The sequence below is a fragment of the Shinella granuli genome, from assembly GCF_004341885.1.
Classification (GTDB): Bacteria; Pseudomonadota; Alphaproteobacteria; order Rhizobiales; family Rhizobiaceae; genus Shinella; species Shinella granuli.
Genome location: NZ_SLVX01000006.1, coordinates 106,795 through 119,430 on the forward strand (window position 1 = coordinate 106,795; position 12,636 = coordinate 119,430).

General features: G+C 66.8%; 13 protein-coding genes. 10 read left to right on the forward strand and 3 right to left on the reverse strand.

From position 1 onward, the window contains the following. The first annotated feature begins 82 nt into the window (after window positions 1-82). The 4 genes from EV665_RS12110 (at window position 83) to EV665_RS12125 (ending at window position 4,713) form a co-directional block, all read left to right on the forward strand. Entirely contained in the window at window positions 83-1,519 is a 1,437-nt protein-coding gene (locus EV665_RS12110; RefSeq protein WP_133034309.1) for an FAD-linked oxidase C-terminal domain-containing protein, read from the forward strand. Continuing rightward, window positions 1,516-2,715 carry an FAD-binding protein gene (locus EV665_RS12115; protein ID WP_133034310.1) on the forward strand — a complete coding sequence of 400 codons (1,200 nt, stop codon included), beginning with the start codon at window positions 1,516-1,518 and terminating at the stop codon, window positions 2,713-2,715. Before EV665_RS12110 ends, EV665_RS12115 begins: the two co-directional genes overlap by 4 nt. Window positions 2,716-2,895: 180 nt before the next feature. After that, window positions 2,896-4,194, forward strand: coding sequence for a glycolate oxidase subunit GlcF (gene glcF, locus EV665_RS12120; protein ID WP_133034311.1), 1,299 nt, complete (start codon window positions 2,896-2,898; stop codon window positions 4,192-4,194). A gap of 75 nt (window positions 4,195-4,269) precedes the next feature. Next, window positions 4,270-4,713, forward strand: coding sequence for a hypothetical protein (locus EV665_RS12125; protein ID WP_133034312.1), 444 nt, complete (start codon window positions 4,270-4,272; stop codon window positions 4,711-4,713). 44 nt (window positions 4,714-4,757) lie between these two features. On the opposite strand, the gene EV665_RS12130 is transcribed toward EV665_RS12125, so the two are convergent. Both EV665_RS12130 and EV665_RS12135 read right to left on the reverse strand, forming a co-directional pair. After that, window positions 4,758-5,465 (reverse strand): L,D-transpeptidase, encoded by a 708-nt coding sequence (locus tag EV665_RS12130; RefSeq protein WP_133034313.1) that lies wholly within the window; start codon window positions 5,463-5,465, stop codon window positions 4,758-4,760. A 131-nt stretch (window positions 5,466-5,596) separates the two neighbouring features. Next, window positions 5,597-6,337: a L,D-transpeptidase gene (locus EV665_RS12135; RefSeq protein ID WP_064329184.1), complete on the reverse strand. Its 741-nt coding sequence runs from the start codon at window positions 6,335-6,337 to the stop codon at window positions 5,597-5,599. Between the two features lie 220 nt (window positions 6,338-6,557). On the opposite strand from EV665_RS12135, the gene EV665_RS12140 reads away from it, so the two are divergent. From EV665_RS12140 to hisG, 5 genes are all read left to right on the forward strand, one after another. Then, window positions 6,558-7,184, forward strand: a complete 627-nt coding sequence (locus tag EV665_RS12140; RefSeq protein ID WP_380685366.1) for a DNA-3-methyladenine glycosylase I — start codon at window positions 6,558-6,560, stop codon at window positions 7,182-7,184. Window positions 7,185-7,342: 158 nt separating this feature from the next. Next, complete coding sequence (locus EV665_RS12145; protein ID WP_133034315.1) at window positions 7,343-7,561, forward strand: hypothetical protein; 219 nt, start codon at window positions 7,343-7,345, stop codon at window positions 7,559-7,561. 318 nt (window positions 7,562-7,879) lie between these two features. After that, window positions 7,880-9,403, forward strand: a complete 1,524-nt coding sequence (gene hisS, locus EV665_RS12150; RefSeq protein ID WP_133034316.1) for a histidine--tRNA ligase — start codon at window positions 7,880-7,882, stop codon at window positions 9,401-9,403. Window positions 9,404-9,581: 178 nt separating this feature from the next. Next, entirely contained in the window at window positions 9,582-10,715 is a 1,134-nt protein-coding gene (locus EV665_RS12160) for an ATP phosphoribosyltransferase regulatory subunit (protein ID WP_133034318.1), read from the forward strand. Continuing rightward, complete coding sequence (gene hisG / locus EV665_RS12165; protein ID WP_064329189.1) at window positions 10,712-11,407, forward strand: ATP phosphoribosyltransferase; 696 nt, start codon at window positions 10,712-10,714, stop codon at window positions 11,405-11,407. The genes EV665_RS12160 and hisG overlap by 4 nt, the downstream gene beginning before the upstream one ends. Before the next feature lie 3 nt (window positions 11,408-11,410). On the opposite strand, the gene EV665_RS12170 is transcribed toward hisG, so the two are convergent. Further along, the gene (locus EV665_RS12170; protein ID WP_133034319.1) at window positions 11,411-11,782 is read right to left on the reverse strand and encodes a VOC family protein; all 372 of its coding nucleotides are present in this window, start codon (window positions 11,780-11,782) and stop codon (window positions 11,411-11,413) included. 87 nt (window positions 11,783-11,869) lie between these two features. Between EV665_RS12170 and EV665_RS12175 the strand changes: the two genes are divergently transcribed. Further along, window positions 11,870-12,577, forward strand: coding sequence for a glutathione S-transferase C-terminal domain-containing protein (locus EV665_RS12175; RefSeq protein WP_133034320.1), 708 nt, complete (start codon window positions 11,870-11,872; stop codon window positions 12,575-12,577). The last annotated feature ends 59 nt before the right edge of the window (window positions 12,578-12,636 follow it).

A 12,636-nucleotide genomic window follows, 5' to 3' on the forward strand; every position in this document is an offset into this window, starting at 1 on the left:
AAACGGACAAAATGCTTAGCATTTGCACCCTGCAATAGGAAGTGGTAAAGAAAACAGACCACTTGATGCGGGAGGCCAAGACATGGATCAGATCGGGTTCCTGGAACCGCGGCCGGCGGTTCTTTCCCGCCGCCGGGAGATCGTCGCCGATCTCCTCGATCTGCTGCCGGAAGGCTGTCTGGTGCACGAGCCGCGCGAGCTCGTGCCCTTCGAGACGGATGCCTTCGTGTCCTATCGCCGCCTGCCGCTCGCCGTCGCCCTGCCGGAGACGACCGCGCAGGTCGCCGCCGTCTTGAAATACTGCCATCGCTACGGCGTGCCCGTCGTGCCGCGCGGCGCCGGCACCTCGCTTTCGGGCGGCGCGATCCCGCAGGAGGACGCCGTCGTCGTCGGCCTCTCCAAGATGGCGCGCATCCTGGAGGTGGATTTCGCCAACCGCACCGCGACGGTGCAGGCCGGCGTCACCAACCTTGCCATTTCCGATGCCGTCTCGGCCGACGGCTATTTCTATGCGCCCGATCCGAGCTCCCAGCTCGCCTGCACGATCGGCGGAAATATCGGCATGAATTCCGGCGGCGCGCATTGCCTGAAATACGGCGTGACCACGAACAACCTGCTCGGCGTCAAGCTCGTGCTCATCGACGGCACGATCGTCGAGCTCGGCGGCAAGGCGCTCGATGCCGGCGGGCTCGATCTCCTCGGCGTCGTCTGCGGCGGCGAGGGCCAGCTCGGCATCGTCACCGAGGCGACGGTGCGGCTCATCGCCAGGCCCGAGGGCGCGCGCCCGGTGCTCTTCGGCTTCGATACGTCGGAAGCGGCGGGCGCCTGCGTTGCCGATGTCATCGGATCAGGCATCATCCCCGTCGCCATCGAGTTCATGGACAAGCCGGCGATCGAGATCTGCGAAGCCTTTGCGAAGGCCGGTTATCCGATGGATGTCGAGGCGCTCTTGATCGTCGAGGTCGAGGGGTCCGAGGCCGAGATGGAGGCGATGCTTGCGGGCATCATCGAGATTGCCCGGCGCCACGGCGTCAAGGTCGTCAAGGAAAGCCAGTCGGCGACGGAGGCGGCGCTGATCTGGAAGGGCCGCAAGTCCGCCTTCGGCGCCACCGGCCGCATCGCCGACTATATCTGCATGGACGGCACGGTGCCGCTCGGCCAGTTGCCGTTCGTGCTGCGCGGCACGGCGGAGATCGTCGAGAAATACGGCCTGCGCGTCGCCAATGTCTTCCATGCCGGCGACGGCAACATGCATCCGCTGATTCTCTTCAACGCGAACGACCCGGAGGATGCCGCGCGCGCGGAAGCGGCCGGCAACGATATCCTGAGGCTCTGCGTCGATGCCGGCGGCTGCCTCACCGGCGAGCACGGCGTCGGCATCGAGAAGCGCGACCTGATGCGCCATCAATATGCCGATGTGGACCTTGCCCAGCAGATGGCGGTGCGCGCGGCGTTCGATCCGCAATGGCTGCTCAACCCGTCCAAGGTCTTCCCGCTCGAAGGGCGCCCCGCCGCATGACCCCCGTCCACGAACCGCTCTCCGAAGAGGCCGCCGCGCGCCTCGTCCAGGTCGCCGCGCTCTCCCGCACGCCGCTTGCCATTCGCGGCGGCGGCACGCGCAGCCTTGCCGGCGTGCCCGAAGGGGCCGAGACGCTCTCGACGCGCGGCCTTGCCGGCATCGTGGCCTATAACCCCGCCGAGATGACCATGACTGCCCGCGCCGGCACGCCGCTGGAGGTCGTGGAGGCGGCGCTTGCCGAAAAGCGCCAGATGCTCGCCTTCGAGCCCTGCGACCTGCGCGGCGCGCTCGGCTCCTCCGGCATTCCCACCATCGGCGGCGTCTTCGCCGCCAATGCCTCCGGCCCGCGCCGCTTCGTTGCCGGCGCCGCGCGCGACAGCCTGCTCGGCGTGCGCTTCGTCAACGGCAGGGGCGAGGTGGTGAAGGCCGGCGGCCGGGTGATGAAGAACGTCACCGGCCTCGACCTCGCAAAGCTGCTCGCCGGCTCGCACGGTGCTCTGGCGCTCATGACGGAGGTCACCTTCCGCCTGCTGCCGGTGCCGGAAACGGCGGCCACCATCGTCGTCTCCGGCCTCAACGACGCGGAGGCCGCCGCTGCCATGGCGACGGCGGTGTCGATGTCCGTCGAAGTCTCCGGTGCCGCTCATCTCCCCGAAAGCGTGCGCGGCCGCTTCGCCGGCGGCGCGCTGCCGGACGGGGCGGCCACCGTGCTGCGCCTCGAAGGCCTCGCCGCCTCCGTCGCCGTGCGCAGCGAGAAGCTGACGGCCGCGATGGCCCGCTTCGGCGCCGTGACGCGCCTCGATGCGGAGACGACGGGGCGCCTCTGGCGCGAGATCCGCGACGTCGCGCCCTATGCCGACGGCACGCCGCGTCCGCTCTGGCGCGTCTCCGTCGCGCCCACCGCCGGCCACCAGCTCGTCGCCGCGCTCCGCCTCGAAGCGGGCGTCGATGCCTTCTACGACTGGCAGGGCGGCCTCGTCTGGCTGCGCATGGAGGCCGATCCCGAGGCCGCGCTTTTGCGCCGCTACGTCAAGGCCGTCGGCGGCGGCCATGCGACGCTGCTGCGGGCCCGGCCGGAGGTGCTGGCGGCGACGGATACGTTTGAGCCGCAGCCGGACGCCGTCGCCGCGCTTTCGGCGCGTGTCAAGGCGAGCTTCGATCCGGCGGGCTTGTTCGTGTCGCGGATTGTGGGGTGATCGGGAAATGATCGATTTTGTCGCGGCCCCTCATCCCCCTGCCGGGACCTTCTCCCTGCAAGCGGGGAGAAGGAGGAAAACGGTGAGCCCGTCCTTCCTCGCCCCGTTTACGGGGAGAGGATGCCGGCAGGCAGGTGAGGGGCTGCGCCACGCAGGCCGGCATGAGAAGGACGCCCGCTGATGCAGACCAATTTCACCGCCGAGCAGCTTGCCGATCCGCATGTCGCGACATCGGAGAAGATTCTCCGCAAATGCGTGCATTGCGGCTTCTGCACCGCCACCTGTCCCACCTATGTGACGCTGGGCAACGAGCTCGACAGCCCGCGCGGCCGCATCTATCTCATCAAGGACATGCTGGAGAACGGCCGGCCGGCGGATGCCGAGGTGGTGACCCATATCGACCGCTGCCTCTCCTGTCTCTCCTGCACGACGACCTGCCCCTCCGGCGTCGACTACATGCATCTCGTCGACCATGCCCGCATGCATATCGAGGCGACCTACCGGCGCCCGTTCTGGAACCGGCTGACGCGCAACATCCTCGCCGCCGTACTGCCCTATCCGGGTCGCTTCCGCCTGGCGCTGAAGGCGGCCGCGCTCGGCCGGCCCTTTGCCGGTGTCCTCAAGCGCTTCAAGCCGCTCGAACCCTTCGGCGCCATGCTGGACCTTGCGCCCCGCTCCCTGCCGAAGGCCTCGGGCGACGCGGGGCCGGGCACGCATCCAGCCGCCGGTCCGCGCCGCGGGCGCGTCGCGATCCTCTCCGGCTGCGCCCAGCCGGTGCTGAAGCCGGAGATCAACGCGGCGACGATCCGCCTCCTCACCCGCCTCGGCGTCGAGGTCGTGGCGCCGACGGGCGAAGTCTGCTGCGGCTCGCTCGTCCACCATATGGGCCGAGAAGAGCAGGCGCTGGAGGCGGCACGGCGCAATGTCGACGTCTGGCTCGGCGAGATCGAGAAGGGCGGGCTCGACGCGATCATCATCACCGCCTCGGGCTGCGGCACCACGATCAAGGACTACGGCTTCATGCTGCGCCTCGACCCGGCCTATGCGGACAAGGCCGCGCGCGTCTCGGCGCTCGCGAAGGACATCACGGAATATCTTACGACCCTCGACCTGCCGCAGCAGGAGGCGCGAGGGCTGACGGTCGCCTATCATTCGGCCTGTTCCATGCAGCACGGCCAGAAGATCACCATGGCGCCGAAGGTGCTGCTCAAGAAGGCGGGCTTTGCGGTGCGCGATCCGGCGGAAGGGCACCTGTGCTGCGGTTCGGCCGGCACCTACAACATCCTCCAGCCGGAGATCTCCGGCAAGCTGAAGGCGCGCAAGGTCAGGAACATCGAGGCCACCAAGCCGGACATCATCGCCACCGGCAATATCGGCTGCATCACCCAGATCGCGACGGGCACGGCCATCCCGATCCTGCACACGGTGGAACTCATCGACTGGGCCTATGGCGGAACGAAGCCGGCCGTGCTTTCCTGAGGCTGTCACGCGCGGAACAGCCGCTTCGCTCCCGGATTGCTAGACAGGCGGCATTCCAGCCCATCGGAGATGTCCATGCGCCGCCTCATGCTTTCGCTCGTCGCCCTTGCCGCCCTTTCGACGCCCGCCTTCGCCACCGGCGGGTTCAGCTGCGCGGTGAAGGACAGGAACGTCACTTTCGAAGGGGAGGCAGGCTTCAGCTACAGCCTCGGCGGCATCCTGAATTTCCGCGGATCGATCGAGCTGCCGAAGGACCTCGCCCGCAAGGGGCTCGATGGGAAGATAGCGCTCGATCCGTCCTTCCTCACGCATCACTGGCTGCATGACGGCGAACTGCGCCTGCTCGTCCATGCCGAATCCGGCGACAACCAGCCCTTTGCGGCGCTCGATTTCGTCATGATGACGAAGGCCGGCGCGGACGACATCGGTTACGAGGGCACCTATACGCTGAGGATCGAAGGCGCCGACCTTGACGAGCCGATCCGGCGCGAGGGAAAGATCGGCTGCTCCGTCGGCTGAACGGAAGACGCCGGCGCAGGGCCGGCGTCCGGACGATCGACGGCTCAGCCGCCGAAGCCGAAGAGGTTGCCGAAGAAATCGACGCCGCGATCGTTGTAGCTCACGCTGCCCTGGCGGTTGCCGGGGCCGACGACGATGACCTTGGTGCCGATGTCGGCGCGGGCATAGAGATGCTCCACGTCCTTGTTCATCATGCGGATGCAGCCTGACGACATGTTCTGGCCGATCGTCCAGGGCTGGTTCGTGCCGTGGATGCGGAAGATCGTGTCGCGGCCGCCCTTGTAGAGATAGAGCGCGCGCGCGCCGAGCGGGTTGTCCTCGCCGCCGGCCTGGGTGACGGGCAGGATGCGGCCCTTCTTGGCCTCGCGGCGGCGCATCTCGGCCGGCGGCGTCCAGCTCGGCCATTCGGCCTTGCGGCCGACCTTCACCACGCCCGACCAGCCGAAGCCGTCGCGGCCGACGCCGATGCCGTAGCGCGTCGCCTTGTTGTTGCCCTCGACATAGTAGAGATACTTGTTGTTCGTATCGACGATGACGGTGCCGGGTGCCTGGTCGGTGACGAAGCGCACCTTGGTGCGCTTGTACTTCGCCGCGACCTGCTTCTTGCTCGGCTGGGCGACGAGCGTCACGTCGGAGGCCGTCTCGATCCGGTCGCCCGCGCGGGCGGCGGGAAAGGCATTCGCCGACGAGACCGGCATGATCGCCGTGGCCGCGACGGTCGCGGCCAGCAAGATCGATGCGTATTTCCGCATGGTATAGTCCCTCTCAATCCTAGAATTCTGCGAGGCTAACCGACTCTTGACCGATTTCAAGTCGGCTCCCGCGCAGTAAGACGATTGTGAGGGCGGATTTCTTCGGGGCCTTGTGGCCCCGATACCACAAATCAGATCACGATGACCTTCGTGCCCACCTTCACGCGCTCGTAGAGATCGACGACATCCTCGTTGCGCATGCGGATGCAGCCGGAGGAAACCGCATAGCCGATCGTCCAGGGCGCGTTGGTGCCGTGGATGCGGTAGAGCGTCGAGCCGAGATACATGGCGCGCGAGCCGAGCGGGTTTTCCGGCCCGCCTTCCATGAAGGCCGGCAGGTAATGGCCCTTGGCGGCCTCGCGGGCGATCATCTCCTTCGGCGGCGTCCAGCTCGGCCATTCGGCCTTGCGGGTGATCGTGTGGGCGCCTGCCCATTCGAAGCCGGGCTTGCCGACGCCGACGCCGTAGCGCCGCGCCTTGCCGCCCTCCAGCACGAGGTAGAGGAAGCGGTTGTTGGTATCGATGACGATGGTGCCCGGCCTGTGCTCGCTTTCGTAGTCGACGAGCTGCGGCAGGTACATCGGGTCGAACTTCGACTTGACCGGATTGCGCGCCGTGCCGGTCGCCGAGACCTGCTCGACACGGGCCGCGCCCTCGCGGCGCAGGACGCGGCGCTGCTGCACCTTCTGGCGCTGGATGATGCGGCGGGTGTTGACGGCGGGCTGCACGCCCTCGCCGGTGAGCTGCATCAGCCAGGGCGCGGTAAGGTCAGGGCTGACGATGACCGGCGGGCGGCTCATGTAGCGCTCGCTCGCATGCGCTGCGGTGGTCGTGCACAGAAGGGTCGTTGCAAGGAGGATTCGTATCAACATCGGACGTACTCGCTACTGATCGTGCCGGGATGCGCCGCGGGAACGGGAATGCAGCGCCGGTTCGACGGAAATGCTTGCACCCTGCGATGAAGCGAATGGTAAACGGGCGTTCATTCGATATCGACGATGCCGAGAAAGCTTTGAGTAGGGTTATTGCCGGCTTTCCAAATGTGGTTGATGAGTGGTAAATCGGAACAAAAAGGAAACGGAGGGCATGGTCATGGCAAAGGGACTTCTGGAAGGCGACGACGGGCGGGTGCGGTGCGCCTGGCACGGCAATCTCGACGACTACCGTCGCTACCATGATGCGGAATGGGGCCATCCCGTCGTCAGCGACCACCGCCTCTTCGAGAAGATCTGCCTCGAAGGCTTCCAGTCGGGCCTGTCCTGGCTCACCATCCTGCGCAAGCGCGAGGGCTTCCGCGCCGCCTTCGCCGCCTTCGATTTCGACAAGGTTGCCGGCTTCGGCGACGACGACATCGCCCGCTGCCTTGCCGATCCCGGCATCGTGCGCCATCGCGGCAAGATCGTCTCGACGATCAACAATGCCCGCCGGGCGCAGGCGCTGCGCGACGAGTTCGGCACGCTCGCCCGCTACTTCTGGAGCTTCGAGCCGGGCCCGGACGAACGGCCGGCGCGGGTCGACTGGGAGACGATCGTCGCCAACCCGACGACACCCACTTCCGTCCGGCTGTCGAAGGACCTGAAGAAGCGCGGCTGGACCTTCGTCGGCCCCACCACCGTCTACGCCTTCATGCAGGCCATGGGCCTCGTCAACGACCATGTGGAGGGGTGTTTCTGCCGCGTGGAAGTCGAAGAGAAGAGAAATCGGCTCGAACGGCCATAATTCGCGTATTGCCGACACAAATATATCTTTGATTCTACAACGAATCATGTAGCTTAAGGTTGAGCGGCAAAATCATACATCGCAAGTTCTGGGGTCGGCGTACGCGTGCGTAGTCGTGACGTGCCGCTTTGTGCTGAATGATTTGGCATGGGGGACAAATGGCGGCGAGCACACCTGCAATGGACGATTCCCGACTTGAAGGCTGGGCCTGTGACAAGGCGCAGGAGATCATGCTCCGGGAGGGCTTTCGCCTGATCCGGTCGGCAAGAAGCGGCAGCAACACGGAAATTCGCGAAACGACGCTGCTGATGGCCCGCGCCATCGCGGCCTCGCTGGTCGAGGCGTCGGCGGCGCATCGCAACCCGGCGGCTGAATGACGCATCATTCCATGGAACCGTAGAGAGGCCTGCCGGGGATACCGGCAGGCCTCTGCCGTCTTGTCGGCGCAGCTTCCCGGCGTTCTTCGCCGGCCGGCCGGAAAGAGCGGCCTCCGGACCGGCGAACGGCGTCATCCGCGACGACACCCATTCCATCCTCATCCCGACCGCCGGGGCGCCGATGGCCTGCGCCGTCATCGTGCACGGTTGGGACACGCTGTCGCGCCGGCCGTGATGGAGGGCGCTTCCGCCCTTGCCGCTGCCCGTCCAATCCGCTAGGGAAACCGCAACGGAAATACAGGAATTTCGGGTATCCCGATGAGCGAAAAGCAGAAAAAACCGCAGAAGCTGAAGGCCCGCCTGCCGCGCGGCTTCGTCGATCGCGATGCCGCGGACATCCGCGCCCTCACCGAAATGACCGCGAAGATCCGCGCGGTCTACGAGCACTACGGCTTCGACCCGGTCGAAACCCCGCTTTTCGAATATACCGACGCGCTCGGCAAGTTCCTGCCGGACAGCGACCGCCCGAACGAGGGCGTCTTCTCGCTGCAGGACGACGACGACCAGTGGATGAGCCTGCGCTATGACCTGACGGCGCCGCTCGCCCGCCATGTCGCGGAGAATTTCAACGAGATCCAGCTTCCCTACCGCACCTACCGCGCCGGCTACGTCTTCCGCAACGAGAAGCCAGGCCCGGGCCGCTTCCGCCAGTTCATGCAGTTCGATGCCGATACGGTGGGCGCGGCCGGCGTTCAGGCGGATGCCGAAATGTGCATGATGTTCGCCGATACGATGGAAGCCCTCGGCATCGCCCGCGGCGACTATGTCATCCGCGTCAACAACCGCAAGGTCCTGGACGGCATGCTGGAGGTCGTCGGCCTTGGCGGCGAGGAGAATGCGGCGCGCCGGCTGAATGCCCTGCGCGCGCTCGACAAGTTCGACAAGTTCGGCATTCCCGGCGTCCGCGAGCTTCTCGGCGCGGGGCGCAAGGACGAAAGCGGCGACTTCACCAAGGGCGTCGGCCTCGATCCCGCCGGCATCGAGCTGCTGGTCGGCGTGCTCGACACCTCGTCCTTCGGCGACAACCTGGAGACCGTCGCTTCGCTCGACAATCGCTTCGGACAGAACGAGCGCGCCCGCGAGGGCGTGGAGGAACTGGAACAGATCGCGAAGCTCGTCGCCAGCGCCGGCTATGAAGCGGATCGCATCAAGGTCGATCCCTCCTGCGTGCGCGGCCTCGAATATTACACCGGCCCGGTCTTCGAGGCCGAACTGCAGTTCGCCGTCACCAACGAGAAGGGCGAGAAGGTCGTCTTCGGCTCGGTCGGCGGCGGCGGCCGCTACGACGGCCTCGTTTCCCGCTTCATGGGCCAGCCGGTGCCGGCCACCGGCTTTTCCATCGGCGTCTCGCGCCTGATGACGGCGCTGAAGAACCTCGGCAAGCTCGGCCAGGACGATATCGTCGCCCCCGTGCTCGTCACGGTCATGGACGGCGACATCGAGAGCATGGGCCGCTACCAGCGTTTCACGCAGGCGCTGCGCGCCGCCGGCATCCGCGCCGAAATGTACCAGGGCAACTGGAAGAAGTTCGGCAACCAGCTCAAATATGCCGACCGCCGCGGCGCCCCTGTCGCGATCATCCAGGGCGGCGACGAGCGCGCCGGAGGCCTCGTGCAGATCAAGGACCTGATCGAGGGCAAGCGCCTTTCCGGCGAGATCGAGGACAACATTGCCTGGCGCGAAGCGCGCGTGGCGCAGGTCTCCGTGCCGGAGGCCGAGCTCGTCGCCAGGGTTCGCGAAATCCTCGACGCGCAGGCCGAAGACCGGGCGCGCCAAGGGTGATGGGCATGCGCGCCGCTCCCCCTCTGTCCTGCCGGACATTTCCTCCTCAAGGGGGGAGGCCGGCAAGGCGCTCGAACGTCATTCCATCTGCCTCGCTTCTGATTGGCGAAACGCTGCTCCATCCGATCTTCCCCCTTGAGGGGGAAATGTCCGGCAAGACGGAGGGGGGGGACGTCCGATGCCCCTAGTCAACCTCCCCACCTTCGCCCCCCAACTCATCGCCGATCTCGAAGGGCTCGGCACGGAGCGTGTCGACACGCCGGTCATCCAGCCGGCCGAACCCTTCCTCGACATGGCGGGCGAGGACCTGCGCCGGCGCATCTTCCTGACGGAGAGCGAGACCGGCAAGAGCCTCTGCCTCCGCCCCGAATTCACCATCCCGGTCTGCCTGCGCCATATCGAGACGGCGACGGGCACGCCGAAGCGCTACGCCTATCTCGGCGAGGTGTTCCGCCAGCGCCGCGAGGGCTCGAACGAGTTCTACCAGGCCGGCATCGAGGATCTCGGCGAGCCCGACGTCGCGAAGGCCGATGCGCGCGCCGTGCATGACGCGCTGACCGTGCTGAAGAACCGCCTGCCGGGCGTGGCCTTTTCCGTGGTGCTCGGCGACCAGGCGGTCTTCGAGGCGGTGGTGGCGGCCTGCGGCCTTCCCGCCGGCTGGCAGAAGCGGCTCGTCCACGCCTTCGGCAACCAGGCACAGTTGCAGCGGCTGATGGCCGACCTCTCCGATCCCGCGCCGTCCGGCGTCTTCGGCCCGGAGGTCGACCGCCTCGCCATCCTCGGCAAGCTCGACGACGAGGCGACGCTGATCGCCCATATCGACGCGACGATGGAGGAGACCGGCTATTCCACCAATGCCAGCCGCAGCCCGGCCGACATCGCCCGGCGCCTGCGCGAGAAGATGGAACTGGCCAACACGCGGCTCGATGCCCGCACGCTGGCGCTTCTCAGGGAGTTCCTGGCGCTGGAGCTGAGCCTTGCCGAGGCGCCCGGGGCGCTCGCTGGCTTCGCTGAAAAGGCCGGCCTGTCGCTCGGCGCGGCGCTCTTGCGGTTCGAAAGCCGTGTCGCGGCGCTCAGCGCCACCGGCGTCGACCCTGCGACGATCACCTATCGCGCCGCCTTCGGCCGCCCGCTCGATTATTATACCGGCCTCGTCTTCGAGATCGCGCCGGCCGGGGAAGCCCTGGTGCTTGCCGGCGGCGGCCGCTTCGACCGGCTCTTGACCCTGCTGGGCGCGAAGGAACGCATTCCGGCCGTCGGCTTCTCGCTCTGGCTCGACCGGATCGCGGGCGTGAAGGGAGCTGCCGCATGACCGTCACCATCGGCCTTCCCTCCAAGGGGCGCATGAAGGAGGACAGCTCCGCCGTGCTCGCCCGCGCCGGCTTCTCCGTCGTCGCCGTCGGCAACGACCGCTCCTATCGCGGCCGCGTCGAGGGGCGCGACGACATCGAGATCGCCTTCCTCTCGGCCTCCGAGATCTCCCGCGAGATCGCCAACGGCACCGTCGATTTCGGCGTGACCGGCGAGGACCTTGTGCGCGAGGGGCTGGCGGAGGCGGATGCCCGCGTCGAATTCTGCGCCCGCCTCGGCTTCGGCCATGCGGATGTCGTGGTCGCCGTGCCGGAAATCTGGCTCGACGTCGATACGATGGCCGATCTCGGCGATGTCGCCCAGGATTTTCGCGCCCGTCACGGCCGGCGGCTCACCATCGCCACGAAATACTGGCGTCTCACGCAACAGTTCTTCTCCGGCAACCACGGCATCCAGCTCTACCGCATCGTCGAGAGCCTCGGGGCGACCGAGGGCGCGCCGGCCTCGGGCTCGGCCGACATCATCGTCGACATCACCTCGACCGGCTCGACGCTGACGGCCAACCACCTGAAGATCCTCTCCGACGGCGTGATCCTCAAGTCCGAGGCCTGCCTCGTGCGCGCCCGCAAGCAAGAGCATGAGGGCGACCCCGTCGTCGCCGAGATCATTGCCCGGGTGCGCGGCGCGCTCTGAAGGTTACGTCGGCGCAGGGCTGCACATCTGCAGCCGGTTGCCGAACGGGTCGTAGAAGCTCGCAAACGTCACGAATCCTGGAAAGTCCTGGGCGTCGTCGCAGCGCACGCCGCGAGCGCGCAACTGCATGACGGCCATCCTGCAATCGGCAACATTCAGCACGATGGTGGTGCCGAAACCCGGCCTGGAGCCCGCCTCGGCACGCGTCAGGGCGATGTTGCCGGCCTGCGCGCCCGCGGAAAACTCGATCCATCCAGCCTCCGGCAAGTCATGGATCGGCGCGCCCAGCTCCAGAATGTCGCGATAGAAGCCGCGCGCCTCGTCAAGTTCCGCAACGCAGATCGAGACGACGTTGATGCCTTGGAAGATCGTCATGTGCTCCCTTCCGGAATGTTTGACTTCGACCCTGCCAAAGCCCGGTTCAATGTCCTATCTATGAGGTCCCATCGCAAGGAGTCCTCCATGGCAGATCTGTCGTCCTTCCCCGTCACCAAGAAGTGGCCCGCCAAGAACCCCGATATCATCCAGCTCTATTCGCTGCCGACGCCGAACGGCGTGAAGGTGTCGATCGCGCTGGAGGAACTCGGCCTGCCCTATGAGGCCCACCGGATCGAGTTCGGTCCCGAGGGCGTCAAGTCGCCGGACTTCATCTCGCTGAACCCGAACGGCCGCATTCCCGCGATCATCGATCCGGACGGCCCGGACGGCAAGCCGATCGGCCTCTTCGAATCGGGCGCGATCCTCGTCTATCTCGCCGAAAAGACGGGCAAGCTGATTCCGGCCGATGCCGCCGGGCGCTACGAGACGCTTGCCTGGGTCATGTTCCAGATGAGCGGCGTCGGGCCGATGTTCGGCCAGTTCGGCCATTTCTACAAGTTCGCCGCCGACAAGGTCGCCAACAATCCCTATCCTGCCGAGCGTTACCGCGACGAAGCCAGGCGCCTGCTCTCGATCCTCGAAGACCGCCTGAAGGATCGCCGGTGGATCATGGGTGACGAATACACCATCGCCGACATCACGACCTTCCCGTGGATCCGCGGCGCCGATGTCTTCTATGGCGGTCGCGAGGTGCTGGACTATGCCGGCTTCCCGGCCGTGATGGCCTGGCTGGAGCGCTGCCTTGCGCGCCCGGCGGCGCAAAAGGGCCTCGAAATCCCCGCCAAATCCTGACGCAAACGACAAATCCGGCGGCGCGGCGATGAGTTGACGCCGCCGGTTCCGGCGCGCTA

Excerpts from the sequence above, each read along its gene's own strand:
- EV665_RS12110 (WP_133034309.1), top strand. The coding sequence starts at position 83 with ATGGATCAGATCGGGTTCCTGGAACCGCGGCCGGCGGTTCTTTCCCGC.
- EV665_RS12115 (WP_133034310.1), top strand. The coding sequence starts at position 1,516 with ATGACCCCCGTCCACGAACCGCTCTCCGAAGAGGCCGCCGCGCGCCTC.
- glcF (WP_133034311.1), top strand. The coding sequence starts at position 2,896 with ATGCAGACCAATTTCACCGCCGAGCAGCTTGCCGATCCGCATGTCGCG.
- EV665_RS12125 (WP_133034312.1), top strand. The coding sequence starts at position 4,270 with ATGCGCCGCCTCATGCTTTCGCTCGTCGCCCTTGCCGCCCTTTCGACG.
- EV665_RS12130 (WP_133034313.1), bottom strand. The coding sequence starts at position 5,465 with ATGCGGAAATACGCATCGATCTTGCTGGCCGCGACCGTCGCGGCCACG.
- EV665_RS12135 (WP_064329184.1), bottom strand. The coding sequence starts at position 6,337 with ATGTTGATACGAATCCTCCTTGCAACGACCCTTCTGTGCACGACCACC.
- EV665_RS12140 (WP_380685366.1), top strand. The coding sequence starts at position 6,558 with ATGGCAAAGGGACTTCTGGAAGGCGACGACGGGCGGGTGCGGTGCGCC.
- EV665_RS12145 (WP_133034315.1), top strand. The coding sequence starts at position 7,343 with ATGGCGGCGAGCACACCTGCAATGGACGATTCCCGACTTGAAGGCTGG.
- hisS (WP_133034316.1), top strand. The coding sequence starts at position 7,880 with ATGAGCGAAAAGCAGAAAAAACCGCAGAAGCTGAAGGCCCGCCTGCCG.
- EV665_RS12160 (WP_133034318.1), top strand. The coding sequence starts at position 9,582 with ATGCCCCTAGTCAACCTCCCCACCTTCGCCCCCCAACTCATCGCCGAT.
- hisG (WP_064329189.1), top strand. The coding sequence starts at position 10,712 with ATGACCGTCACCATCGGCCTTCCCTCCAAGGGGCGCATGAAGGAGGAC.
- EV665_RS12170 (WP_133034319.1), bottom strand. The coding sequence starts at position 11,782 with ATGACGATCTTCCAAGGCATCAACGTCGTCTCGATCTGCGTTGCGGAA.
- EV665_RS12175 (WP_133034320.1), top strand. The coding sequence starts at position 11,870 with ATGGCAGATCTGTCGTCCTTCCCCGTCACCAAGAAGTGGCCCGCCAAG.